Origin of the sequence: Nesterenkonia sp. LB17, from assembly GCF_022565915.1 — a bacterium.
Lineage (GTDB): Bacteria > Actinomycetota > Actinomycetes > Actinomycetales > Micrococcaceae > Nesterenkonia.
Map to the genome: position 1 here is coordinate 740,389 of NZ_JAJOYX010000001.1, position 24,103 is coordinate 764,491.

18 protein-coding genes, 4 tRNA genes and 1 riboswitch are annotated in these 24,103 nt (G+C 68.5%); of the genes, 17 read left to right on the forward strand and 5 right to left on the reverse strand.

The genetic code is table 11. The features are described 5' to 3' along the window. Positions 1-295: 295 nt before the first annotated feature. The 11 genes from ftsZ (at position 296) to LTH96_RS13180 (ending at position 14,593) form a co-directional block, all read left to right on the forward strand. Positions 296-1,543, forward strand: coding sequence for a cell division protein FtsZ (gene ftsZ / locus LTH96_RS03375; protein ID WP_241464330.1), 1,248 nt, complete (start codon positions 296-298; stop codon positions 1,541-1,543). Continuing rightward, positions 1,540-2,370, forward strand: coding sequence for a polyphenol oxidase family protein (locus LTH96_RS03380; RefSeq protein WP_241464331.1), 831 nt, complete (start codon positions 1,540-1,542; stop codon positions 2,368-2,370). The genes ftsZ and LTH96_RS03380 overlap by 4 nt, the downstream gene beginning before the upstream one ends. Positions 2,371-2,379: 9 nt before the next feature. Further along, positions 2,380-3,186 carry a YggS family pyridoxal phosphate-dependent enzyme gene (locus LTH96_RS03385; protein WP_241464332.1) on the forward strand — a complete coding sequence of 269 codons (807 nt, stop codon included), beginning with the start codon at positions 2,380-2,382 and terminating at the stop codon, positions 3,184-3,186. Between the two features lie 48 nt (positions 3,187-3,234). Beyond that, a complete protein-coding gene (locus LTH96_RS03390; RefSeq protein ID WP_241464333.1) occupies positions 3,235-3,885 on the forward strand; it encodes a cell division protein SepF in 651 nt (216 codons plus the stop codon). Positions 3,886-3,905: 20 nt separating this feature from the next. Beyond that, on the forward strand, positions 3,906-4,193 hold the full coding sequence (locus tag LTH96_RS03395) for a YggT family protein (RefSeq protein ID WP_241464334.1): 288 nt from the start codon (positions 3,906-3,908) through the stop codon (positions 4,191-4,193). 174 nt (positions 4,194-4,367) lie between these two features. Next, positions 4,368-5,276, forward strand: coding sequence for a DivIVA domain-containing protein (locus tag LTH96_RS03400; protein WP_241464335.1), 909 nt, complete (start codon positions 4,368-4,370; stop codon positions 5,274-5,276). 55 nt (positions 5,277-5,331) lie between these two features. After that, on the forward strand, positions 5,332-6,018 hold the full coding sequence (locus tag LTH96_RS03405; RefSeq protein ID WP_241464336.1) for a signal peptidase II: 687 nt from the start codon (positions 5,332-5,334) through the stop codon (positions 6,016-6,018). Further along, on the forward strand, positions 6,015-6,965 hold the full coding sequence (locus tag LTH96_RS03410; RefSeq protein WP_241464337.1) for an RluA family pseudouridine synthase: 951 nt from the start codon (positions 6,015-6,017) through the stop codon (positions 6,963-6,965). The genes LTH96_RS03405 and LTH96_RS03410 overlap by 4 nt, the downstream gene beginning before the upstream one ends. Before the next feature lie 2 nt (positions 6,966-6,967). Next, positions 6,968-10,504 carry a DNA polymerase III subunit alpha gene (dnaE, locus tag LTH96_RS03415; protein WP_241464338.1) on the forward strand — a complete coding sequence of 1,179 codons (3,537 nt, stop codon included), beginning with the start codon at positions 6,968-6,970 and terminating at the stop codon, positions 10,502-10,504. Positions 10,505-10,611: 107 nt separating this feature from the next. Beyond that, a complete protein-coding gene (gene nrdR / locus LTH96_RS03420; protein WP_241464339.1) occupies positions 10,612-11,115 on the forward strand; it encodes a transcriptional regulator NrdR in 504 nt (167 codons plus the stop codon). Positions 11,116-11,461: 346 nt separating this feature from the next. After that, entirely contained in the window at positions 11,462-14,593 is a 3,132-nt protein-coding gene (locus LTH96_RS13180; RefSeq protein ID WP_241464340.1) for a helix-turn-helix transcriptional regulator, read from the forward strand. Positions 14,594-14,617: 24 nt separating this feature from the next. Here the strand turns inward: LTH96_RS13180 and rpe are convergent, their stop codons facing one another. The 5 genes from rpe to LTH96_RS03450 are packed head-to-tail and all read right to left on the reverse strand — an operon-like array spanning position 14,618 to position 19,651. Then, positions 14,618-15,271, reverse strand: coding sequence for a ribulose-phosphate 3-epimerase (gene rpe, locus LTH96_RS03430; protein ID WP_241464341.1), 654 nt, complete (start codon positions 15,269-15,271; stop codon positions 14,618-14,620). Next, a complete protein-coding gene (locus tag LTH96_RS03435) occupies positions 15,268-16,956 on the reverse strand; it encodes an RsmB/NOP family class I SAM-dependent RNA methyltransferase (protein WP_241464342.1) in 1,689 nt (562 codons plus the stop codon). The genes rpe and LTH96_RS03435 overlap by 4 nt, the downstream gene beginning before the upstream one ends. Then, positions 16,953-18,155, reverse strand: a complete 1,203-nt coding sequence (locus LTH96_RS03440) for a methionyl-tRNA formyltransferase (protein WP_241464343.1) — start codon at positions 18,153-18,155, stop codon at positions 16,953-16,955. The genes LTH96_RS03435 and LTH96_RS03440 overlap by 4 nt, the downstream gene beginning before the upstream one ends. Before the next feature lie 16 nt (positions 18,156-18,171). Further along, a complete protein-coding gene (gene def, locus LTH96_RS03445; protein ID WP_241464344.1) occupies positions 18,172-18,765 on the reverse strand; it encodes a peptide deformylase in 594 nt (197 codons plus the stop codon). Positions 18,766-18,778: 13 nt separating this feature from the next. Continuing rightward, positions 18,779-19,651: a PD-(D/E)XK nuclease family protein gene (locus LTH96_RS03450; protein WP_241464345.1), complete on the reverse strand. Its 873-nt coding sequence runs from the start codon at positions 19,649-19,651 to the stop codon at positions 18,779-18,781. A 200-nt stretch (positions 19,652-19,851) separates the two neighbouring features. Between LTH96_RS03450 and LTH96_RS03455 the strand changes: the two genes are divergently transcribed. The 6 genes from LTH96_RS03455 to ribB all read left to right on the forward strand — a co-directional run bounded on the left by LTH96_RS03455 (position 19,852) and on the right by ribB (position 24,021). Next, positions 19,852-19,925, forward strand: a tRNA-Gly gene (locus LTH96_RS03455). Positions 19,926-20,047: 122 nt separating this feature from the next. Further along, positions 20,048-20,118: transfer RNA gene (locus LTH96_RS03460), tRNA-Cys, on the forward strand. Positions 20,119-20,229: 111 nt separating this feature from the next. Continuing rightward, positions 20,230-20,301, forward strand: a tRNA-Val gene (locus LTH96_RS03465). Between the two features lie 54 nt (positions 20,302-20,355). After that, positions 20,356-20,429 (forward strand) — tRNA-Gly (locus LTH96_RS03470). 220 nt (positions 20,430-20,649) lie between these two features. Further along, positions 20,650-20,792, forward strand: a riboswitch (FMN riboswitch). A 110-nt stretch (positions 20,793-20,902) separates the two neighbouring features. Continuing rightward, positions 20,903-21,979, forward strand: coding sequence for a bifunctional diaminohydroxyphosphoribosylaminopyrimidine deaminase/5-amino-6-(5-phosphoribosylamino)uracil reductase RibD (ribD, locus tag LTH96_RS03475; protein ID WP_241464346.1), 1,077 nt, complete (start codon positions 20,903-20,905; stop codon positions 21,977-21,979). After that, a complete protein-coding gene (gene ribB, locus LTH96_RS03480) occupies positions 21,961-24,021 on the forward strand; it encodes a 3,4-dihydroxy-2-butanone-4-phosphate synthase (RefSeq protein ID WP_241464347.1) in 2,061 nt (686 codons plus the stop codon). Before ribD ends, ribB begins: the two co-directional genes overlap by 19 nt. Positions 24,022-24,103: the final 82 nt, after the last annotated feature.

Here is a 24,103-nt window from a genome sequence, read left to right on the forward strand (position 1 = left end):
GACATCAGACAGGGACTGCCTACCTGGGATCCCCTAAGGTTCAAGTAAAGCTTGAACCTTGCTGTTGGTTCGCAGGCAACAGAACAATGTCTCAGGTACGGAGGCTCCCGTCCGCTGAAGAGCCGCTGCGACGTCACGGGTTGCCGCCCATGATTGAACCGATGTACCCGCGAATGACATCGGCACGATCAGGTGGCCCGAGACGGGTGAAGACAGTGAGGAGTCGCGCTGCGGCTCACTCAGCGACGGGGGTCTCCGTACATTTGAGACCAGAGACGAGCAAGGGACACACAACGTGGCATCACCGAACAACTACCTGGCCGTGATCAAGGTCGTCGGCATCGGTGGCGGCGGCGTCAACGCCGTCAACCGCATGATCGACGTCGGTCTCCGTGGCGTGGAATTCATCGCCATCAACACTGACGCGCAGGCGCTGCTGATGAGCGACGCCGACGTGAAGCTCGACGTTGGCCGAGAGCTGACCCGTGGACTGGGAGCCGGTGCCAACCCTGAGGTCGGCCGCCAGGCCGCCGAGGACCACTCCGAGGAGATCGAAGAGGTCATCCGCGGCGCCGACATGGTGTTCGTCACCGCAGGCGAAGGCGGCGGCACCGGAACCGGCGGCGCCCCCGTGGTCGCCCGGATCGCCCGCTCGCTCGGCGCGCTGACCATCGGCGTGGTCACCCGCCCGTTCACCTTTGAGGGCCGCCGGCGCGCCGGCTCGGCCGAAGAGGGCATCGAACAGCTCCGCGACGAGGTCGACACGCTCATCGTGATCCCCAACGACCGGCTGCTCTCGATCTCGGACAAGAACGTCTCGGTCCTGGACGCCTTCCGCTCCGCGGACCAGGTGCTGCTCTCCGGCGTGCAGGGCATCACCGACCTGATCACCACACCGGGCCTGATCAACCTCGACTTCGCCGACGTGAAGTCGGTCATGCAGGGTGCCGGCTCCGCCCTGATGGGCATCGGCTCGGCCAACGGTGAGGACCGTGCGGTGAAGGCCGCGGAGCTCGCCATCGCCTCGCCGCTTCTGGAAGCCTCCATCGACGGCGCACACGGTGTCCTGCTCTCCATCCAGGGCGGCTCGGATCTCGGACTCTTCGAGATCAACGAGGCCGCCAGGCTGGTCCAGGAGGTCGCCCACCCGGAGGCCAACATCATCTTCGGCGCCGTCATCGACGACGCCCTCGGTGACGAGGCTAGGGTGACGGTCATCGCCGCCGGCTTCGACCAGGTCGACGCCACCTCCCGTCCCGCGCAGCCGCTGCAGAACCAGGCGCCTGCTCGCAGCGTCGGCTCCGCAGCCCCGCCCGCGCGCACCGCCCCGCCCGTCCCCGGAACCGTGCCCGGCACGATCCCGATGGGCGGCTCAGGTGCTGCACGCTACGCCGGCTCCCAGGACACCGCACCTCAGCAGCGGTTCGACCCCTCGCGTCGTCGTCATGAGAACGAGGAGCAGCAGGACATCCCGGACATCGTCGAGTCGGACTACACCGGAGGTCGCAACGACGACCTCGATGTGCCTGACTTCCTGAAGTGACCTCGGCCCCCACGAACAAGGGGGCCAGGTCCGCTGTGTCCCCGTCGCCGTTCTGGTGGCGGGGCCACGCCGGGGACTCCGTGCAGCTGGGCTTCACCTCGGTGGATGCCGGGAATCTGGCGCGTCACGCAGGTTCCCAGCAGCGGGTCTCCGAGGATCGCCGCCGTCTCGAGGCGACGATGGGCGTGCCAGCGGGGTCCCTGCGCTTCCTGAACCAGGTCCACTCCGCAGACGTGCTCGACGCCGAGGCCGCGGCCTCCGCGCAGGACGGCGTCAGCTCCGCCCCGGTGCCCACCGGGGATGCCTGGGTCTGCGCCGACGGCTCGGTGCCGCTGGCGATCATGGTCGCCGACTGCCTGCCGGTGCTGCTCTACGGGCAGCGCGCCGGCAGCGATCCCGAGCATCAGGTTCCGGTGACAGCTGCGGCCCACGCCGGGCGTCCAGGCCTGCTGGCCGGGGTCCTGGAGAACACCGTGGCCGCCATGCGGGAGCGCGGCGCCGTCGCGATCACCGCGTGGATCGGCCCGGGAGCCTGCGGCGCCTGCTACGAGATTCCAGAACCGATGGTCGCCGAGGTCTCCCGTGACCGTCCCGCCATCGCCTCCACCACCAGCTGGGGCACCAGTGCGCTGAACCTGCGCGCCGAGGCCCAGGCCGTCCTCGCCCAGCAGGGAGTCACGGTCGATGACCTCGCCGGCTGCACCCTCGAGGACGACTCGCTCTTCTCCCATCGCCGAGAGCCTGACCGCGGACGGTTCGCCGGTGTGATCTGGATGCCAGCATCCTCATCCCGGTCAGGATCCCCGGCGGAGCTCCCGGCTCGATAGGCTCTCCTCGTGCAGACCAGACCAGATCCCGCCGGCCCAGATCCCGCTTCTACGGATTCGGCCACCGACCCCGCAGCCCGCGACCCCGCAGCCCAGGACCCGCGGAGCGAGGAGCTCGCAGCGAACCTCGCGGCGGTCCACGCCCGGATCGACCGGGCGATGGCCGCCGTCGGACGCCAGGATCGGCCGAAGCTCATCGTGGTCACCAAGTTCTTCCCCGCCGCGGATGTGCTCAGGCTGCACCGGCTGGGCGTTCGCGACGTCGGCGAGAACCGCGATCAGGAGGCCGCCGTCAAGGCCGCGGAGGTCACACAGCTGCTCGGCGGTGACACGGACGCCCTGCACTGGCATTTCATCGGCCAGCTGCAGTCCAACAAGGCCCGCTCGGTCCTCGGCTACGCCGATCACCTGCACTCGGTGGACCGGTCGTCCCTGCTGAAGGCGCTGGTCAAGGTCGCACCTGCAGCGGATGCGCCGCCGCTGACCTGCCTGATCCAGGTGGACCTGCGTGACCCCGTGCCGGCCGACGGCAGGGGAGGGGCGGACCCCGCGTCGATCCCCGCGCTGGCCGCCGGGATCGCTGAGGCACCGGGGCTTGAGCTCGGCGGACTCATGGCTGTCGCGCCCCTGGATGAGCCGGCCGCACCGGCCTTCGGCCGACTTGCGCAGCTCTCCGCCGAACTGCAGGACGCCCACCCTCAGGCGCACATGATCTCCGCCGGAATGAGCGGTGACCTGGAGGAAGCGGTGGCCCACGGTGCGACACACCTGCGGGTCGGTCGAGATGTCCTGGGTGAGCGTCCGCTTCAGCGATAGTCTCGAGACCGCGCAGTGACAAATCAACCTTTCCTCAGGAGAACCCTCATGGCCGGTGCCTTCAAGAAGACCATGATCTACCTCGGCCTCGCCGACGGAGACGACTACAGCGAGGACAGCTTCTCCAAGGAGCCCTCCTCCACGACCCGCAGCCCCCAGGGCTCGGCCTCCGAGCCCAGCTCGGTGAGCCGCAGCTCCTCCATGGCGGCCTCGGTCCGCGAGACCCCGGCGCCGACGAGCGCCACCTCTTCCGCGCGCGGAAACGAGGTCGTCTCCCTCGGCATCGACCACGCCGACGACAGCTCACACACAGGCCAGTACAACAGCTCCAACTTGGCAGTGGACCCGGACTACCGTGCTCCGGTCACCCCGATCAAGCGAGCCCCCTCATCCCGGGATGAAAGTTCACCGATGCGAAAAATCACCACCGTTCACCCGCGCTCCTACAACGACGCGAAGGTCATCGGCGAGTCCTTCCGGGACAACATCCCGGTGATCATGAACGTCACCGACATGGGCGAGGCCGAGGCCAAGCGACTGGTGGACTTCTCCGCCGGGCTGGTCTTCGGCATGGGCGGATCCATCGAGCGTGTCACCAACAAGGTGTTCCTGCTGACCCCGAAGAACATCGAGGTGCTGGCTGAAGAGCGCGCCGCCGCAGAGACCCCGTCCTCGGCCCAGTTCTTCAACCAGAGCTGAACCAAGTACGCTTCTGAGCTGTGGATCTCTTAACCGCGCCCCTGTACCTGCTGCTGACCATCTACCAGTTCGCTCTGGTGGTCCGCATCGTCTTCGACCTCACCCAGCAGTATGCCCGCAGCTGGCGACCCAAGGGCTTCGCGCTCATGATCGCCGTCGGGGTCTACACCATCACCGACCCGCCGATCCGCTGGATCCAGCGCAAGGTGCCGCCGCTGAACCTGGGCGGAGTGTCCCTGGACATGGGATTCCTGCTGGTGTTCCTGGTCGTGGTGATCGCGAAGATGGTGCTGCGCGGATTCGCCTGACCCGAAGGTACCTCGCGGGTGAGCGTCCAGCACTGCGCCGTTGGACGGACCTCGACGCGTGAAAGCCGCACTTGAAGGTTGTAGTCGAAGGCAACGAATCGCAATGGGTATCCTGATGGATGACCCAAAGACCAGCTTCACAGCTTCCCCAGCCACTCGATGAGGTGACACCGCATGGCCCTGACCCCCGATGACCTCCTGAACAAGGAATTCCCCGAGACCAAGTTCCGTCCCGGTTACGACAAGGACGAGGTCGATGACTTCCTTGACGAGGTGGTCGTCGAATGGCGGCGCCTGGCCCAGGAGAACGAGGAGCTCACCGCCAAGGTCGCGGCTCTTGAGGAACAGCTCGAGGAGAACCCGGCGAACCTGGAGCCCGATGAGCTCAAGGATGCGGGCCTCTCGGGCTACGCCGGCACCACCTCGACGATGACCGGCTCCGCGGACCCCAGCACCGAAGAGCACGAGCTCAGCGCCGACTCGTCGGTCACCGCGCACCCCGAGTACGCGCTCGGAACCCGCCCCGCACAGGAGCGTCCCGTCGCCGCGGAGCCCGCTGCGAGCGACCAGGCCACCTCCGCCACCGGCGTGCTCGCCATGGCGCAGCAGCTGCATGACCAGTACGTCTCCGAGGGGGAGCAGACCCGCGCGGCCTACATCGCCGAGGGCGAGGCCAGGCGCACCGAATACATCACCGAAGGTGAGCAGACCCGCAGCGCCTACATCGCCGAGGGCGAAACCACCCGGGATGCCTACATCGCCGAGGGTGAGACCCGCCGCGACGAGCTGGTCAGCACCGCAGAGGCCACTCACGCCCAGCTGCTGGCCGAGGCCGAGCGCCGCCGCAACGAGATCGTCACCGAGGCCGAGACCCGCGCCGAGAACGTGATCGAAGAGGCGGAGCTGACCTCGACCCGCACGCTGAACGCGCTGGAGCGCAAGAAGGCCGACCTGGAGTCCAAGGTCGGCGAGCTGACCAGCTTCGAGCGGGACTACCGGGCACGGCTCAGGGACTACATCGAAGGTCAGCTGGCAGATCTGAACAGTCGCGGCTCCATCGAGAAGGAAGCCACCGTCAACTGATCCAGCTCCTCGACGCCGAGCGCTCAGGGTGACACCTGACCTGTAGAATTCAACGGTGTCGAAACAGCTCTCAGATGACCATCAGCGGTCCATGCGAACCCCGTCCCGCCGAACTGCGCTCATCGTGGCAGCGGCCCTGGCGGTGTTCGCCTGGGCCGCTGATCAGTTAACGAAGGTGTGGGTCGAAACCACGATGACCCTGGGGGAGCGGACCGAGGTGCTGCCCCCGGTGCTCTACTGGCGCTACCACCTGAACCCGGGTGCCGCCTTCTCCATGGGCACCGACTACACCTGGGTCTTCACGCTGATCATGATCGCGGTGCTCGGCTATGTGGTCTTCAAAAGCCGCGACCTCGGCGGCTCCTGGCTCTGGACGCTGGGCCTGGGCGGGCTCGCCGGCGGAGTCGCCGGCAACCTCACCGACAGGATCTTCCGCGACCCCTCCCTGAACGGGGAAGGGATCAGCACCTTCGGTCAGGGCCACGTGGTGGACTTCATCGCCGTGCCGAACTTCGCGATCTTCAACATCGCCGACTCCTTCATCGTGTGCTCGATCATCGCGATCTGCACGATGATGGTCTTCGGGCTGAACCTCGACGGCACCCGGGAACAGAGCGGGAAGACGTCTGACACCGCGAACACCGACACGGGGAAATCTGACAACCGGAAGTCTGACACCCGGAAGTCTGACACCCGGAAGTCTGACACCGCGAACATCGACGCTGCGGAGACCGACGCATGAGCACCCAGGACATCGCAGTGCCCGCAGAGCTCGACGGCGGCCGCGCCGACGCCGTGCTGGCCACCCTCTTCGAGGTCTCCCGCACGGACACCACCCAGTGGCTCAAGGACGGGCGGGTCACCTGGGCGCAGGACCGCACCCAGGGGCGCTCCGCCGGGCGGACGGTGAAGAAGTCTGACCGGCTTGCCGCCGGCACCGAGCTCGCCGTCGTCGTGCCCGAGAAGCATGACCCCTTGGAGGTGAGGATCGAAATTGTGGAAGACATGACCCTGTTGCACCAGGACACCGAGATCGTGGTGGTGGACAAGCCCGTCGGCGTGGCCGCGCATCCCTCACCCGGCTGGACCGGGCCCACCGTGATCGGGGGCCTGCTCGCCGCCGGGGTGGAGATCTCCACCTCCGGGGCCCAGGAGCGCCGCGGGATCGTGCACCGCCTCGACGTGGGCACCTCCGGGGTGATGGTGGTGGCCAAGACCGAGCACGCCTACACCCTGCTCAAGGACGCCTTCCGCCAGCGCACCACCCATAAGAGCTACCACGCGCTGGTCCAGGGGCTGCCCGATCCGGTGGACGGGACCATCGACGCCCCCATCGGCAGGCACCCCGGACACGACTGGCGGTTCGCGGTGCTCGACGGCGGCCGTGAGTCCCGCACCCACTACCGGCTGCAGCAGGCCTATGGCCGGGCCAGCCTGATGGACGTCACGCTGGAGACCGGCCGGACCCACCAGATCCGGGTCCACTTCTCCGCGCTGGGCCACCCCTGCGCGGGAGACCTCACCTACGGCGCCGACCCGCAGCTGGCCGCCGATCTCGGACTGACCCGGCAGTGGCTGCACGCGGTGGAGCTCGGGTTCCACCACCCCGGCAACGGCGACTGGGTGAGCTACCGCACCGACTACCCCGCGGACCTGGCCCAGGCCCTCGAGATCCTGGAGAACGGCTGAGCATGGCAACCACCGGCGATTTCGTCCACCTGCACAACCATACCGAGTACTCGATGCTCGACGGCGCCGCGAAGATCGGGGAGCTCTTCGAACAGACCCAGAATCTCGGCATGCCCGCAGTGGCCACCACTGACCATGGGTTCCTCTTCGGCGCCTACGAGTTCTGGAAGACTGCCCAGAACTACGACGTGAAGCCGATCATCGGACTCGAGGCCTACCTGTCTCCGGGCACGCATCGCTCCGACCGCACCCGGGTGAAATGGGGCGACGGGGTCATCGGGGAGAAGGACGTCTCCGGCGGCGGCGCCTACACGCACATGACCATGTGGGCGGAGAACACCACCGGGATGCACAACCTCTTCCGGATGGGCTCGCTGGCCTCCCTGGAGGGCTACTTCTACAAGCCGCGGATGGACCGGGAGCTGCTGGAGACCTACGGCAAGGGGATCATCGCCACCACCGGCTGCCCCTCCGGAGAGATCCAGACCCGGCTGCACCTGGGCCAGTACGAGGAGGCGAAGAAGGCCGCCGGGGAGTACCAGGACCTCTTCGGGCGGGAGAACTTCTACTGCGAGCTGATGGACCACGGCCTGGACATCGAGCGCAAGGTCAAACAGGACCTGATCAAGCTCGCCCGCGAGCTGAACATGCCGATGGTCGCCACCAACGACCTGCACTACACCCACCAGCATGATCACAAGGCCCACGGGGCGCTGCTGTGCGTGCAGTCGAACTCCACCCTGGATGACCCGAACCGGTTCAAGTTCGGCTCCGAGGAGTTCTACCTCAAGTCCGCCGCCGAGATGCGCGACCTCTTCCGCGACTTCCCCGACGCCTGCGACAACACCCTGGCCATCGCCGAGCGCTGCCAGGTCGAGTTCAACGAGTCCGCCTCCTATATGCCCCGGTTCCCGGTGCCCGATGGAGAGTCCGAGGAGTCCTGGTTCATCCAGGAGGTCGAGAAGGGTCTGCACTACCGGTTCCCGAACGGCATCCCGGACGAGGTGCGCAAGCAGGCCGAGTACGAGATCGGCGTCATCACCCAGATGGGCTTCCCGGGCTACTTCCTGGTCGTGGCCGACTTCATCACCTGGGCCAAGGAGCAGGGCATCCGAGTGGGTCCGGGCCGCGGTTCCGGGCCCGGCTCGATGGTCGCCTTCGCGATGCGCATCACCGACCTCAACCCGCTGCAGCACGGGCTGATCTTCGAGCGCTTCCTCAACCCCGACCGCGTCTCCATGCCCGACTTCGACGTCGACTTCGATGACCGTCGGCGTTCCGAGGTCATCCAGTACGTGGTCAACAAATACGGCGACGAGCGCGTGGCCATGATCGTCACCTACGGCACGATCAAGTCCAAGCAGGCGCTGAAGGACTCCGCCCGGGTCATGGGGGAACCCTTCTCCACAGGCGACCAGCTGACCAAGAAGATGCCGCCCGACGCCATGGGCAAGCCGATGCCGCTGGGCGACATCTACGAGTCCAAGTCGGCCCGGTACTCCGAGGCCGCCGAGATGCGGGAGTTCGTCGACTCGGACCCACGGATGAAGGAGATCTTCAACCTCGCCTCCGGGCTGGAGGGGCTGAAGCGCCAGTGGGGCGTGCACGCGGCAGGGGTGATCATGTCCAGCGACCCGCTGATCGACATCATCCCGATCATGAAGCGCGAGCAGGATGGCGCGATCATCACGCAGTTCGACTATCCGATCTGCGAAAACCTGGGTCTGATCAAGATGGACTTCCTGGGTCTGCGCAACCTCACGATCATCTCCGACTGCCTGGAGAACATTCAGCTCAACAAGGGCATCGAGCTCGACCTGGAGAACCTCGAGCTCACCGACCGGGCCGCCTATGATCTGCTGGCCCGCGGAGACACCCTGGGAGTCTTCCAGCTCGACGGCGGCGGCATGCGCTCGCTGCTGCGACTGATGCGCCCGGACAACTTCGAAGACATCTCGGCCGCCCTGGCGCTCTACCGCCCGGGGCCGATGGGTGCGAACTCGCACACCAACTATGCGCTGCGCAAGAACGGGCATCAGGACGTCAGCCCGATCCACCCGGAGCTGGAGGAGCCGCTGCTCGAGATCCTGGGCACCACCCACGGGCTGATCGTCTACCAGGAGCAGGTCATGGCCATCGCGCAGAAGGTCGCCGGCTACTCGCTGGGCCAGGCCGACATCCTGCGCCGCGCCATGGGCAAGAAGAAGAAGTCCGAGCTGGACAAGCAGTACGTGAACTTCTCTTCCGGCATGGAGTCCCACGGCTACTCCGCCCCGGCGATCAAGGCGCTGTGGGACGTGCTGCTTCCGTTCTCCGACTACGCCTTCAACAAGGCCCACACCGCCGCCTACGGGCTGATCGCGTATTGGACCGCCTATCTCAAGGCCAACTACCGTGCCGAGTACCTGGCCGCCCTGCTCACCTCGGTGGGTGAGAACCGCGACAAGCTCGCGCTCTACCTCTCCGAGTGCCGCCGCATGGGTGTCACGGTGACCTCCCCGAGCATCAACGAGTCCGCGCTGACCTTCACCCCGGTCGGTGACGACACCATCCGCTTCGGCATGGGCGCGGTGCGCAACGTCGGGTCCAACGTGGTCGCCGGGATGGTCTCCGCGCGGGAGGAGAAGGGCCGCTACGAGACCTTCGCCGACTTCCTCAAGAAGGTGCCGATGCAGGTGTGCAACAAGCGCACCGTCGAATCGCTGATCAAGGCCGGCGGATTCGACGAGCTCGGGCACACCCGGCGGGCGCTGGTGACCATCCACGAGCAGGCCATCGACCAGGCGATCTCGGAGAAGAAGGGCTCCCAGGCCTATGAGACCGACCTCTTCGGCAGCGCCGACATGGAGCTCGGAGACTCGCTCTCGGTCAGCGTCCCCGACCTGCCGGAGTGGGAGAAGATGGACAAGCTCTCCTTCGAGCGCGAGATGCTCGGCCTCTATGTCTCTGACCATCCGCTCCAGGGCCTGGAACGGGTCCTGGCCCACCATGCGGATCGCTCCATCTCCTCGGTGATGGGGGAGGACGGCCCGGCCGACGGCGCCGGGATCACGATCGCCGGGATGATCACCTCGCTGCAGCGCCGGGTGGCGAAGTCCTCGGGAAACCCCTACGCACGCGCCGAGATCGAGGACATGGCCGGCACCATCGAGGTGATGTTCTTCGGCAAGACCTATCAGGCGGTCTCGATGATCCTGGCCGAGGACCTGGTGGTCTCGGTGAAGGGTCAGATCGACCGGCGTGAGGACGGCAGCGTCACGCTCAAGGCCATGGACGTGACCGTGCCGGAGATCAATGAGGACGGCAACGCCGGGCCCGTCGTCGTCTCCGTCTCGTCCCAGCGGGCCTCGGAACACCTGGTCATGGAGCTGGGACGGACCCTGCGCGCGCATCGCGGCAACAGCGACGTGCACGTGCGGCTGCTCTCCGGGGACAAGATCGAGCTCATGCGGCTGGGCCACGAGTACCAGGTCAGTCCCTCGCCGGCGCTCTTCGGGGATCTCAAGGTGTTGCTCGGCCCAGGCTGCCTGGAGCTCTGAGCGGACTGCGGCACCCGGTCGGCGCCAGCAGACGCAGGCCGACAGCGTCACAACATCTTGTGGTCGAAGATTTGAAGCACACTATATGTGGTGGGTAGACTCGGGGCATGTACTGCCCCTATTGCCGCCATGACTCCTCCCGAGTCGTCGACTCCCGCATGCTCGATGATGGCTCCGGCATCCGGCGACGTCGGCAGTGCCCGCAGTGCTCCAAGCGGTTCACCACCATGGAGACCACCAGCCTGAACGTGATCAAGCGCTCCGGAGCGGCTGAGCCCTTCGATCGGTCCAAGGTGATCAACGGCGTCCGCAAGGCGTGCCAGGGCAGGCCGGTCTCCAACGATGACCTCGCCGTGCTGGCCCAGGAGGTGGAGGAGAACATCCGCGCCGCGGGCAACGCCGAGGTGGATGCCAACGACGTCGGGCTCGCGATCCTCGGCCCGCTGCGCCGCCTGGACGTGGTCGCCTATATGCGTTTCGCCTCGGTGTACCGCGGGTTCGATTCGCTGCAGGACTTCGAGAACGCGATCGCGGAGCTGCGCCGCGAGGAGCTGCACGGACCTTCAACCTCAGGTGCAACCGTGGTGCAGCCCAGATTCGGATTCCGTTAGACTCAAGTCTGTACCGGTGGCGGTCTCTTCTGGGGAAGGTTGAGAGCGCCACCGGTCTTTTCATCCCCGGTGATGGTCCCGACATGCCGTGCGGTGCAGGACTCACCGCAGGCCCGCGCAGAACCTCCTGCGGGAGACCCCGGACGCACGGATGGTCCGGAGAGAACCCCCTGAACTTTCTCTCCGGACCACCTGCGCCTCCGAGGAGGCCCTTCCATTACACGCCGCGTGCGCAGGCGCCTCGCGCAGATGGAGCAAAACCACGTAGTTCGACCGGTGAAACCCAGTAGAAGATACGGGCCGGTATAGTTGACGGGCATCTGATCCATCAATAGAGGAGCCCACGGTGCACCGCAGTGACCCTTTTGTGGGCAGGCGCGAAGAGATCGAGCTGATCCGCAGGGCTGCTGAGCGCGCGCGGACGGGCACGGCACAGTTCGTGGTCATCGAGGGTTTCACCGGCTCAGGGAAGACCCGTCTGCTGCATCAGGCGATGGAGTCGTATCCGGAATGGGACGAACGCACGATCCTGCTCGACGAGTCCTTCAGCGCCCGCGCCGGATCCGCGATCCGACATCTTCTCGGCGCCGGCTCCACCGGCCCCGACGAGCTGGAGGATCTCCTGGCCGCCAGCTTCGATGCCGGGCAGAACCTGCAGGTGCCCTACCTGGTGAGCGTCAAGAACCTGCACCTGATCGACGAGGTCTCCGCCGATGCGCTCTGGCGCGGGCTGAGTCTCTTCCAGAACGGCCCGGTGCTCGTGGTGCTGAGCACCCAGGGCTCAGTGCGGCCCGAGGTTCAGCGGCTCATCCGGCTCGCTCAGGCCAGCCCGCGCGGCACCTACATCGGCCTGCAGCCGCTGCCGCTGCGGGAGGTGGGTGAGCTGCTGGAGGCGCACTCCGAGCTGCCGATCGCGACCTCGGTGGTGGCTCGAGTGCTGCGCGAGACCGATGGATACCCAGGCCTGGTGGAACAGGTGGGGCGCTGGCTGCGCCGGGTCCCCTCCGGGGCCCGCAGCATCGACCAGGCGTTGGCCGCCACCGTGCGTTCCGCGGACTACAGCGGAATGCACCGAGACGTGATGACCCAGATGACCGGTCTGGAAGAGCCCGACCGCCGCGCCGTTGCGCTGCTGGCCGCCGCTGACACCTCGCTGAGTCGCAGCCAGCTCGAAGCCGCGGTGGGAGCCGCCGTGGACCCCGCCGCACTGCTGAGCACCGCGCTGCTGAGCTGGGAGGAGCTGACCGGCCGGTATGCGGTGCCGCGTCGCTCGCTGAGCCGCGCGGTGCTCAGCGGCACCGCGGAGCTGGAGCAGGCCCAGCTGCTGCTGGCGCTTGCGGGCGTGCTGGAGGGGGAGGAATCGGTGCGCCACCTGGCCGAAGCTATCCGGCGGGACCCTTCCCTGGGTGAGCAGGAGGAGGTCGTCGCGGCGCTGCACGGCTACGCGCGGCAGGCCGCGAGGCGTCACGAGTTCTGCGAAGCCTTCGACCACGTCATGCTCGCCGTCTCGATGGCCCTCGACGACGAGGAGTCGCTCCACCTGCTCGCCGGACTCGCCGTGCGGACCAATCGGATCTCCGCCCTGCTGGCCCTGGAGCCCGTCATGCGCGCGATGCCGGAGTCGACGTCTCGCTCCGGGATCCTGGCGCTGATCATGCTGGAGCAGTCGGACCTCGAGGGTGCGCTCCAGGAGCTGGAGTCCGTGACCCCGCAGCCCGACCGAGGGCTGCCCATCTATGCCGAGTCCGTCATCGAGGTCAGCGCCCGACTGTACGCCGCGGCGCGCCGCCGCCGCGGCGCCGCGCTGGCGAAACAGGTCTCCTCCGCGCTCGCCGAGGTGCTGGGCCGGGGGGACGGCCTCGACCTGCTCGGTGACATCTGGGATCTCGGCCAGCTGCAGGGCATGGCGTCGCTGAACAGCTTCTGGATCGAGTTCTCCGCGGAGGATCCCGGTGATGCCGCCGCAATGATCGACCACGTCTCGACCGCGCTGAGGAAGCTGCATGGCCGGGCCGGCGTCGAGCGGTTCGAAGGGGCGCTCTACGCGGTGCGCGGGGGACTGCACCGGCAGATCGGACACATGGGCTGCGCCTATCAGGATCTCAGCGTCGCCGCCGCCCAGGACGGCACCAGCAGCTACGTGATGTATGCCCGTTCCCAGCTGGCGCTGCTGCTGTTCAGCTCTGCCTACTGGGACGAGGCCGAACAGATGGCCGATCGCGCCGCGGGAGAGGGTCTGGCACGCGGGGAGAATGCCGCCTCCCATGTCGCCTACGCCGTGTCGGCGGTGCTCCCCGCCGCCCGCGGGGAGATCGAGACGGTCCGCACCCGGCTGGAGGTGCTGCGCGAGAGCCAGTTCGCTTACCTTCCGCTGGCCACCGGGACCATCGACTGGGTGGAGGCCTCCCTGGCGGCCTCGCAGAACGATTTCCGCGGAGTGGCCCGGAACCTGCTGAGCATGCGCAACGACGGCACCGTGTGGTGGGCGATGGAGCCCCAGGCGATGAGCATGCTCGCCCGGGCGCTGCATGTCAGCGGCTGGGCGGCGATGCTGCCGGCCCTGCTGCGCAGCGCCGAGGGCGAGTCCGGCGTGGTGGACTTCCAGCGCCACCTCACCACCCCCTACCTGCGCGGCTTCGAACGCTGGGGAGCGGGTGCTCCGCTTGAGTCGATGGAGAGCTTCCTCCAGGTGCTGCGCGGCTACGACGCGGCCGAATCGATCCGGCCCACCCAGCCGCCGGGGGAGGGCGGCGGGTTCAGGATCTTCCGAGCGATGCTCAGCATCGACATCGCCACCCTGGTCACGGCCTACCCGCAGGAGCTGTCCCGGCACAGGGCCACCGCGCTGGAGCTGGCCGTGTGGGCAGCCTCGGTGCTCCAGTCCTGCCGCGCCGAGGCGCAGCTGGACCGGGCCAATCAGCTGATGGAGGCGCTGCGCCCGCGGATCTTCGCCGGGGAAGCGGACGGCTTCGGGGTACCGGGACCGGGCGTTCGGGGACACGACGTTTCAGGGCGCGAGGTTTCCGGATCAGGCGTCGCCGGGCCCGAGGCGTCACCGACCAGGACTCCGGCAACCAGGGCGCCGGCAACCAGGACGCCAGCGGTGAGGTCAGCCGCGGCAATGTCGAGCGCTGCCAGGACGACCACCATAGGGACCGCGGCGGCGGCCGGGGGAGCGGGCGGCCCGGCGTCCTCGGCGAACCCTCGACGCTCGGCGGGTCAGCTCACCAGCCGGGAACCTGGAGGCCCTCCGGGGAAGTCCGAGCCGGTGCTGAGCCTCCGCGCGGAAGAGGCGCTGCGTGGTCTCTCCCGACGCGAGCGGCAGGTCGCGATGCTGGTCTCGGAGGGACTGACGAACCGCGAGGTCGCCGAGCGGCTGGTGCTCTCGGTGCGCACGGTGGAGTATCACGTGGCCAACGCGATGGCGAAGCTGAAGATCCGTTCTCGCCGCGAGCTCCGCGGGCTTGTCGGCGGCTGAGTCCGGCGGCAGCCACCGCTGGCGTCAGCTGGCGAGTCTGCGCAGCTCGGCGATGGCGGAGGCGGCGTCCTCGGCGGAGTAGACCGCTGAACCGGCGACGAAGGTGTCTGCACCCGCCTCGGCGGCCCGCTGGATCGTCTCGGTGCTGATGCCGCCGTCGACCTGCAGCGCCACGTTCCCGCCCAGGTCATCCACGGCCTGCCGGGCGCGGCGGATCTTCGGCAGGATCAGGTCCAGGAAGCTCTGACCGCCGAAGCCTGGCTCCACGGTCATCAGCAGGAGCATGTCCAGCTCTCCGAGCATGTCCAGATACGGCTCGATCCCGGTGGCCGGCTTCAGCGCCATCGCCGATCGAGCGCCCTGGGAGCGCAGCTCGCGGGCGAGCCGGATCGGTGCCTGCGCAGCCTCGGCGTGGAAGGTCACCGATTCGCAGCCGAGTTCGGCGTACTGCGGCGCCCAGGTGTCCGGATCCTCGATCATCAGGTGGATGTCCATGGGCAGCTCGGTGGCCGCGCGCAGGGACTTCACCACCGGCAGTCCGATGGTCAGGTTCGGCACGAAATGGTTGTCCATCACGTCGACGTGTACGGCGTCGGCGGAGCTGATCCGCCTCAGCTCGCTCGCGAGGTTGGCGAAGTCGGCGTTGAGGATGCTGGGGTGGATGCGGGGGCTGATCACAAGGCGATCCTATCGGCCCGGTCATCCGCAGCAGCGTCCGCTTCGGCGGCAGGCGCCTCGTTCTTCGCGTCCACCGGGCGCTGAAGCAGGGCGAAGAACATGGCATCGGTCCCGTGCACATGCGGCCAGAGCTGGACACAGCGTGCGGCGGTCTCGGTGCTGGCGCTGCCCTGTTCATCGCGCAGCAGCGCCGCGCCGGCGTCTTCGGCCGCGGCACGCATCGGCTCGTGGGCGTCGCGCAGCACCAGCTCCGGGTGGCGACGCAGCAGGTCATCGACCTGGATCACGGTCTCGGCCATATGTGGGGAGCAGGTCACATAGGCGAGCAGCCCCCCGGGAGCGAGGACCCCGACGGCGGCGTCGAGGAGCTCCTGCTGGAGTGCGGTGAGCCCGGAGAGGTCCCCGGGGGTGCGCCGCCAGCGGGCCTCCGGGCGGCGTCGCAGAGCACCGAGGCCGGTGCACGGCGCGTCGACCAGGATGCGCTGGAAGCCGGAACCGACCGATGCCTCCGCGATGGTGCGGCCATCGCCGGTGCGCACCGTCCAGGCCTGCGGGTCCACCGCGGCCAGTGCCTTGGTCACGAGCTTCGCGCGGTGGGCGGCGGGCTCATTGGCGAGCACCGAGGCTCCGCGCTGGGCTGCCAGTGCCGCCAGCAGCGCGGCCTTTCCGCCAGGGCCTGCGCAGAGGTCGAGCCAGCGCTCGGCGGTGTCGGACTCCTGGGGAAGCTCCGCGTCAGCCAGGGCGCGGGTGACCCACTGGGAGCCGATGTCCTGGACGCGCAGCTGGCCCTCGCGGGTCCCGGGCAGTCGGGCGACGTCGCCGCCGCGGAAGATCGCGGCCCCGGTCAATGCGGTGGATGCCACGGCGCCGGCCTGCTGTGCACTGCGCAGCCGGTCACCCTCGGCCGGGCTGGTCCCCGGAAGCTCGACCAGATGGACCTCGGGGGCGGCATTGTCGGCGCGCAGCAGCGCCTCGAGCTCGGTGCCGCGGCCGTGCAGGCGCAGTGACTGGCGCAGCGCACGCACCACCCAGGCGGGGTGGGCGTGGGTCAGCGCGAGCGCGTCGTCGCCGCTGAGCTTGCGATCGGCGGAGAGCTTCTCGGTCCATTCGCTCAGGGTCTTGGCGCTGACCTTGCGCAGCACGGCGTTGACCAGCCCGCTGGGGCCGGCGCCGATCTCGGCGCGCACCAGGGCCACGGTCTCATCCACCGCGGCGTGGGTCTCGACCCGCATGTTCAGCAGCTGATGCGCCCCGAGTCGCAGAGCGTCCAGGACTGGGGCGTCGAGCTCGCCCAGCGGGCGGTCCACGCAGGCGCTCAGGATCGCGTCGTAGGTGCCGGTGCCGCGCAGCGTGCCGTAGGTCAGTTCGGTGGCGAAGCCGGCATCACGCTTGTCCAGGCGCTTAGCCCTGATCTCGGCGGGAAGCGTCAGGTTGGCGTAGGCGTCGTCGCGGCTGACCGCGCGCAGCACGGTGAAGGCGGTGAGTCGCGCAGGATCAGCGCGACGCTTGCGCTGTGCGGGTGCTGCGGCGCTGAAGCCGCGTGCCGCCGCACCCTTGCCCTGATCCGCCTTGCCCTGACCCGCCTTGCCCTGACCGGCGGCGGCCTTTCCGCCGCGGTTGCGTTCGCGGCCCTTCTCGTTCCTGCGACTGGGCGGCTGTCCTGCGTCTCGGCCGCTGTGGCTCATCGGGTGCGCTCTTCCGTGGGGGTCGTGGAGGTCGTCGGGGAGGTGGGTGTGGCGGGGGTGTTCGCGGCGTGGTCTGGGAGCACCTGGTCGGGTCGCTCCTGCTCCGGCCCACCCAGCAGCACCTGGCCGTGCAGGCCGCGGTACCAGTCGGCGGCGTTGAGCATCTGCTTGCCGGCGGGCTGGACGCTGGTGAGCACCACGTCGGCACCGTCGCCGGCGCGGAACCCGATCAGCGCTTGGGCGCCGGGCTGCTCGGGGTCGAGCTGGCGCACCTCGCCGATCGGGGGAGCGGCCTGGAGGGGGTTCGGCTCGGCCGGCTGTCCGGGCTGTCCGGACGCATGGGCGGCGTCGGCCTGCCCGGCGTCGGTGATGCCCGGCTCGGGGCGGTAGAGCCTCGCGACGCCGAGCTTGATGCGCTGATCAGCGCTCAGCGTCCAGGCGCCGGGCTCGGGAATGGTCGCATTGATCCGGTGCACCAGCTCCGCGGCCGGGCGGCGCGGGTCGATGAAGGCATCATCGGCAGTGAGCTTCGGCGCGTAGCTGGGCTCACCGATCTGCTCCTCAGGCGTGGAGCTGCCAGAAAGAAGGTCAGGCAGCAGCACCATCAGCAGCGAGGCGCCGAGGACCGTCAGCTCCTCCAGGACCGTGCCGGCGGAGGTGGCGTCATCGATCGAAAAGCTGCAGGTGCCGTGGATCGGTCCGGTGTCCATGCCGCGCTCGAGCTGGAACACCGTGGCGGCGGTCTCGGTCTGGCCGGCGAGCATCGTGTGCGGCACCGGCGCTGCGCCGCGGTGCAGCGGCAGTCGGGAATAGTGCAGGTTCACCCAGCCGCGGGCGGGGGCCTGAAGCGCGGCAGTCGGCAGCAGGGCGCCATAGGCGACGACGACGCCGAGCGTGGCCTGAACCGCAGTGAGCTCGGCGGTGACCTCGGCGTCGACGGTGTCGGCCTTGATCACCAGGATGCCGGCCTCTTCGGCCACCTGCGCCACCGGGGAGGGGGTCAGCTTCCGGCGTCGTCCCACCGGGGCGTCAGGTCGGGTGAGCACTGCCGCGACCTCGGCGCCCGAGCGCAGCAGCGTCCGCAGCGCCGTGGCGGCGATCTCCGGGGTGCCGGCGAAGATGATCCGGCCGGGTCCGGGGATGGTGCCGCGCGTCTTGGCGCGGGCCGCGGCCAGGGTTTCTTCGGTGAACTGCTGCATGGTCTGTATCGGCCTTTCAGGAGGCGAAGAAGCTGCTGTGGCTGGACTTGCGGGAGCCGAGAGTCTGATCGATGGCCTGGCCGTACTCCCGTGAGCGCAGCGCCCGGACTGCGGCGACCTTGTCTGCGCCGGTGAGTCGATCCACGAAGAGTCGGCCGTCGAGATGATCCACCTCGTGCTGGAAGCACGCGGCCAGCAGTCCGGTGGCTTCGAGTCGGACCGCGGAGCCGTCGGCGTCTGTGCCGGTGAGCAGCACCTCCTGGGCGCGCGTCACCGGGGCGTAGATGTCGGCCACCGAGAGGCATCCCTCGCGGAGCAGGTTCTCGCCCTCGGCAGCGCCGTGCTCAGGATCCCGCGCGGTGAAGCTTCGCTCCCCGAGCAGCGTCAGCTCGGGGTTGATCACAACTCCACGCTCTCCGACCACGTCGAAGGTGAAGATCCTGCGGCTCACCCCGACCTGCGGAGCCGCCAGACCGATGCCGGCGACGGCGTCCATGGTCTCGAACATGTCAGCGATGAGCTCCGCCGTGCTGTTGTCCACAGTCTTCACGGGGGCCGCGGGGGTGCGCAGCACCGGATCGCCGATCATGCGGATGCTCAGGACAGTCATGGGGGACATTCTGTCATTGTTCAGCGCCGGAGCCGGCTGGGGCGGGCAGCGGCGGCGGCGCGATCGGACGCAGCGCGGTGCCCGCCGACTCGGCGGATCTGCTGTGCTCCCAGACCTGGCGCAGCGCCCAGAACTTGTGCCAGTGCGATTTCAGCACCGCCGGATTGGCCTGGTTCGGCACCACTTCCGCCTCGGAGACCGCGACCGCCAGCAGGATCGGGTCCTCGCCGTAGGGCCAGGGCTTCCATTCGCCGGCCCTGGCGTCGACCAGCATCTCCTCGGCCTGCATGCCAGCGACCAGCTGCATCACCACGGAGTCGCTCAGCGGCTTGGCGCGACCAGCACGGGTCAGTCCCTTGGTCTTGAAGTCGATGATGCAGGTGCGCCCGCCGATGTCGGCGACCAGATCCAATGTGCCGGCATAGCCCAGGGCGTGGTTCCAGACGGTCACCTCGGCGGCCAGCGGGGTCACGTCGTAGAGCTGCCACCATTCGTCGAAGCGGTCGGCGAAGCTGGTCTCGCGGTGCTCGGCGAGCGCCTCGCGGGCCTCATCGGCGCCGTGAGTCAGCCCCAGGGAGTCGAGCGCCACCTGTTCGGCGTAGTGGTGGACTCGATCCCCGCGGGCGGCGGCGGCGTCACGGAAGCGCTCGGCGGCCGAGGAGGCCTGCCGCGCGAGTCGCTTGAGCTCGGCGGGGGAGCCGACGGCGCTGGCCAGCCGCTCGTCTCCGGCGAGCTCTGCGCTGGCCATGTGCCCTGCCCAGCCGGTCAGGTCCTTGTGCTCCTGTGAGATCACCGTGGTGATCGAGGGCACCTCAGGGGTGCCGCTGAGAGAGCGTGAATACATGCGGCCGTGATCTGTGGCGTGCGCGAGGCTTGGCTGTGTCATTGCCTCCAGTCTGCCACCTGGGTCGGACACGGCCCGGAGTGAGTCGGACCGGGGCGCTGCGGGGCTCAGTCGGAGGCCAGGCCGGTGTCCTGCCGGGGCGCGGAGGCCGGTGCCGCGTCCCGATTGGACGTGCGGGCGAGACCTGCGCTATCGTTTCAAGTCGTTGAAACGCCGCGAAAAACTGCGGTCGGGACAGCACTGCGGATGTAGCTCAGCTGGCTAGAGCATCACCTTGCCATGGTGAGGGTCGCGAGTTCGAATCTCGTCATCCGCTCGTAAGATCAAGCACGTGAGGTATGAGAGGATTCATTATGAGTTCCTCTCAAGGTGTGAGGGCCTGATCAGGCCTTACCACTGAATGTCAGCTCAAGACTCGTCAAGTCGGCGGTTGACTGCGGTGGGGTGGCCGAGTGGCGAGGCAGCGGCCTGCAAAGCCGTTAACGCGGGTTCGATTCCCGTCCCCACCTCGCAGGTGCATCCGGTTGGCCGGACGCGGCGGCGACGAGATGCAGTGACACAGCAGAATGATGGATGCAGCACAGAACGACACGCCACGGTGGTGGAGACACCACGCATAGGCGCGATTAGCGCAGCGGTAGCGCGCTTCCCTGACACGGAAGAGGTCACTGGTTCGATCCCAGTATCGCGCACTGAGTGCAGGAAATGCGGCCGTCCTCCGGGACGGCAGGGCATCCTGAACTCATGCGGATGTAGCTCAGCTGGCTAGAGCACCACCTTGCCATGGTGGGGGTCGCGAGTTCGAATCTCGTCATCCGCTCAGATGGGCCGCCCGGCAGGCGGCAGATGAAGAGGGCCCGAGACCACCAGGTCTCGGGCCCTCTTCTCGTCTCGTCCGCGCCGCCGTGATCTTCCACCCGCGTCATGCTCCAGCCGCGGCGACACCTCAACGGCCGCGACGGCTCAGCCGAACCGATATTTCACCCTCAGCGGCATCGATCCCGTGCGAGACGCGCATGTGGCACACTTGGTGCTACACATTTCGTGCTCCGGGATCGGTGAAAGTCCGAACCGGCGGTCATAGTCCGCGACCCGAATCATGCGCAGTCCGCTGCGCATGGCTTGGTTGAACCGGTGGAATTCCGGTACCGACAGTCACAGTCTGGATGGGAGAAGCACGAGAGTCCGTGTGGCTGCCTCCGCGACCCCGCGAGCCCGCCATTCGTTCTCGACCGACGCCACCGCGGCGTCGGCCTCCCCGGAGTGCGTCGACACGCCGGGAAGGACGATGCGGTGCCAGACGAAGCTGTGATGCACCAGGCCCTCGAGGCGGCCCTCCTCGGCGTTCGCGGAGCCAACCCGCTGGTGGGTGCGATCCTGGTCTCCGCCGAGTCTGAGGTCCTGAGCATCGGTCACCACCGCGGGGCCGGCACCTTCCACGCCGAGCGTGACGCACTGGTGTCCTTCTCCCGTGAGCACCCCGGCGGGGCGGACCTCAGCTCCGCCACCCTGTACTCCACGCTCGAGCCCTGCCGACATCAGGGCCGCCAGCCCGCCTGCACCCAGCTGATCATCGACGCCGGCGTGGGACGTGTGGTCCACGGCGCGGCGGACCCCTCGAGCAACGGCGGGGGAGCCGGTGTGCTGCGGCGCGCCGGCATCGACGTCGTCTCCGGGGTGCTGGCGCAGCAGTGCGAGGCGTTGAACCACCGCTGGGTCGCAGCCGCCCGGCAGGCCCGTCCCTTTGTCACCGCCCATCTGGCGCAGACCCTCGACGGGCGCATCGCCGCCGCAGACGGGACCAGCCAGTGGATCACCTCCAAAGCGGCACGAGACCACACCCACATGGTGCGCAGCCGGACCGACGCGATCCTGGTCGGGACCAACACCGTCGCGGTGGATGACCCCCGGCTCACCGCGCGGACCCCCTCCGGGGAGCTCGCCCTGCGTCAGCCGCTGCGGGTGGTGATGGGGATCACTCCGGTGCGTCCGGGGATGAAGCTGACCCAGGGTCTTCCCGAGGGCGACGGCTGGCTGCAGCTGCGCACCCGAGACCCGCTGGCGGCCCTGCAGGAGCTCGCGCAGACCACTCACGGCGGCTATCCGATCAAGCATGTCCTGGTCGAAGGCGGTCAGAGCGTGCTCTCGGCCTTCTTCGCCGCCGATCTCGTCGATGAGGTATTCGCCTACCATGCGCCGCTGCTGCTCGGAACAGGCCGTGACAGCATCGGTGACATCGGTGTGAGAACGCTGAGCGAGGCGCCCCGCTTCGCTCTTGACCCCGCGGAGAGCGGGCCGGTGCAGATCATGGACTCCGATGTCTGTGTGCACCTGCAGCCGAAAGGAGATACATGTTCACCGGAATCGTGACTGGTCTGGGAGAGGTCCTTACACGTCGGTTCGATCCGGCCAAGGGCGTGGAGCGGCTGAGCTTTGCGGCCCCGGGACACACCGAGGGGCTCGGGCTCGGCGGCTCGATCGCCGTCAACGGCGTCTGTGTCTCTGCGGTCGCCATCGAGGCCGAGCAGGTCAGCGTGGAGCTGATCCGCGAGACCCTCTCGCGCACCACGCTGGGACAGCTGAAGGTGGGGGACCCGCTGAACCTTGAACGCTGCCTGCCGTCCGGCGCCCGGCTGGACGGGCACGTGGTGCAGGGACACGTCGACGGACTCGCGCAGCTCATCGAGGCAGATCCCCGGGACGGCCGGCACCGCTTCCTGATCAGCCCCGAGCTGGCGCCGTACATCGCGGAGAAGGGCTCGATCGCGATCAACGGGGTCTCGCTGACCGTCACCGCGGTCTCCGCCCCGGGGGCGACCGACCCCTGGTTCGAGGTCGGCCTGATCCCCACCACGCTGGCCGAGACCACCCTGGGCAGCACCGGGATCGGTGAACAGGTCAACATCGAGGTCGACGTGCTGGCGAAGTACGCCCGCCGGATGCTCCAGTTCGACCAGCACCTCGCCGCTGACCGGACGGCCGCCGTCGCCCCTGCCGCCGCGCCGGACGTCGAATCCGCCGATGCCGCCGCCGAGCCGCGTGCGGCCGATGAGCCGCCCACGACCGACCAGAAGCCGGGGTCGGTGCCCGCAATTCCTCAGCCGGAGACCCCTGCTCCGGTGCTGGACCGGATCGACGTCGCGCTCAACGAGCTCGCCGCGGGGCGCCCGGTGATCGTCGTCGACGACGCCGATCGGGAGAACGAGGGCGACATCATCTTCCCGGCCGCGATGGCCACGAGCGAGCTGATGGCGCTGACCATCCGCTACACCTCCGGCGTGATCTGCACCCCGATGACCGCTGAACGCGCCGAGCACCTGGGACTGCCCCCGATGGTGGTGGACAACGAGGACCCCAAGGGCACCGCGTACACGATCAGCGCCGACGCGACCACCGGGGTCAGCACCGGGATCAGCGCGGCCGACCGGGCGCTCACCGTGAAGGTGCTGGCAGACTCGGCGAGCACCGCGGCGGACCTCAGCCGCCCGGGGCACATCTTCCCGCTGATCGCCGATCCGCAGGGAGTCCTCGGGCGCGACGGCCACACCGAGGCCGCAGTCGACCTCTGCCGGCTCGCCGGGCTCCCCGAGGTCGGCGTCATCGCCGAGCTGACCCACGACGACGGCCGGATGATGCGCCTGCCCGCGCTGCGCAAGTTCGCCGATGAGCACGAGTATGCGCTGATCTCGATCGCCGATCTGATCGTCTACCGCGGCGGCACCCCCAAGCCGGGCACCGCGATGGACTCGGTCGCCGCCAGCTGGGAGGCGCCCGGCGACGAGCTGTCCAAGCTGGTGACCCCCGGACCGGTGGTCACCCTGCCCACCGATCACGGAGTCTTCGCCGCCCAGGTCTGGACCGAGCACGCCACCGGACACGAGCACATGCTCATCTCCGCCCGCTCCGAGGCTCCCGGTGAGGGCAATGAGGCCACCACGCGGCCGCTGATCCGGATGCACTCGGAGTGCGTCACCGGAGACGTGCTGGGCTCCCGACGCTGCGACTGCGGCACTCAGCTGGCCTCCGCGCTGGAGTCCATCCAGCACGACGGCGGGCACCTGCTGTATCTGCGCGGCCACGAGGGCCGCGGGATCGGTCTGGCCAACAAGATGCGCGCCTATAAGCTCCAGGAGCAGGGCGCGGACACCGTGGAGGCCAACGAGATGCTGGGGCTGGCCGCGGAGCTGCGCGACTTCTCCGGCGCCGCTGCGATCCTCTACGCCGCCGGCATCCGCCGGCTGCGGCTGATGACGAACAACCCGCTCAAGGTGCAGACCCTGCGCAGCGCCGGGCTCGACGTCGAGCTGGCGCCCTCCACCGGAGTGGTGCACGCGACCAACCGCCGGTACCTGGAGACCAAGCGGGACCGGATGAACCACACGCTGGACCACCTCCAGCTGCACGAGCAGTGAGACGTCACGAACCCTGAGACGTCACGAACAGTGAGATGTCACGAACAGCGAGATGTCACGAACAGTGACACCTGACCGGCAG

Excerpts from the sequence above, each read along its gene's own strand:
- LTH96_RS03390 (WP_241464333.1), top strand. The coding sequence starts at position 3,235 with ATGGCCGGTGCCTTCAAGAAGACCATGATCTACCTCGGCCTCGCCGAC.
- LTH96_RS03400 (WP_241464335.1), top strand. The coding sequence starts at position 4,368 with ATGGCCCTGACCCCCGATGACCTCCTGAACAAGGAATTCCCCGAGACC.
- LTH96_RS03410 (WP_241464337.1), top strand. The coding sequence starts at position 6,015 with ATGAGCACCCAGGACATCGCAGTGCCCGCAGAGCTCGACGGCGGCCGC.
- dnaE (WP_241464338.1), top strand. The coding sequence starts at position 6,968 with ATGGCAACCACCGGCGATTTCGTCCACCTGCACAACCATACCGAGTAC.
- nrdR (WP_241464339.1), top strand. The coding sequence starts at position 10,612 with ATGTACTGCCCCTATTGCCGCCATGACTCCTCCCGAGTCGTCGACTCC.
- LTH96_RS03435 (WP_241464342.1), bottom strand. The coding sequence starts at position 16,956 with ATGAGCCACAGCGGCCGAGACGCAGGACAGCCGCCCAGTCGCAGGAAC.
- LTH96_RS03440 (WP_241464343.1), bottom strand. The coding sequence starts at position 18,155 with ATGCAGCAGTTCACCGAAGAAACCCTGGCCGCGGCCCGCGCCAAGACG.
- def (WP_241464344.1), bottom strand. The coding sequence starts at position 18,765 with ATGACTGTCCTGAGCATCCGCATGATCGGCGATCCGGTGCTGCGCACC.
- LTH96_RS03450 (WP_241464345.1), bottom strand. The coding sequence starts at position 19,651 with ATGACACAGCCAAGCCTCGCGCACGCCACAGATCACGGCCGCATGTAT.
- ribB (WP_241464347.1), top strand. The coding sequence starts at position 21,961 with ATGTTCACCGGAATCGTGACTGGTCTGGGAGAGGTCCTTACACGTCGG.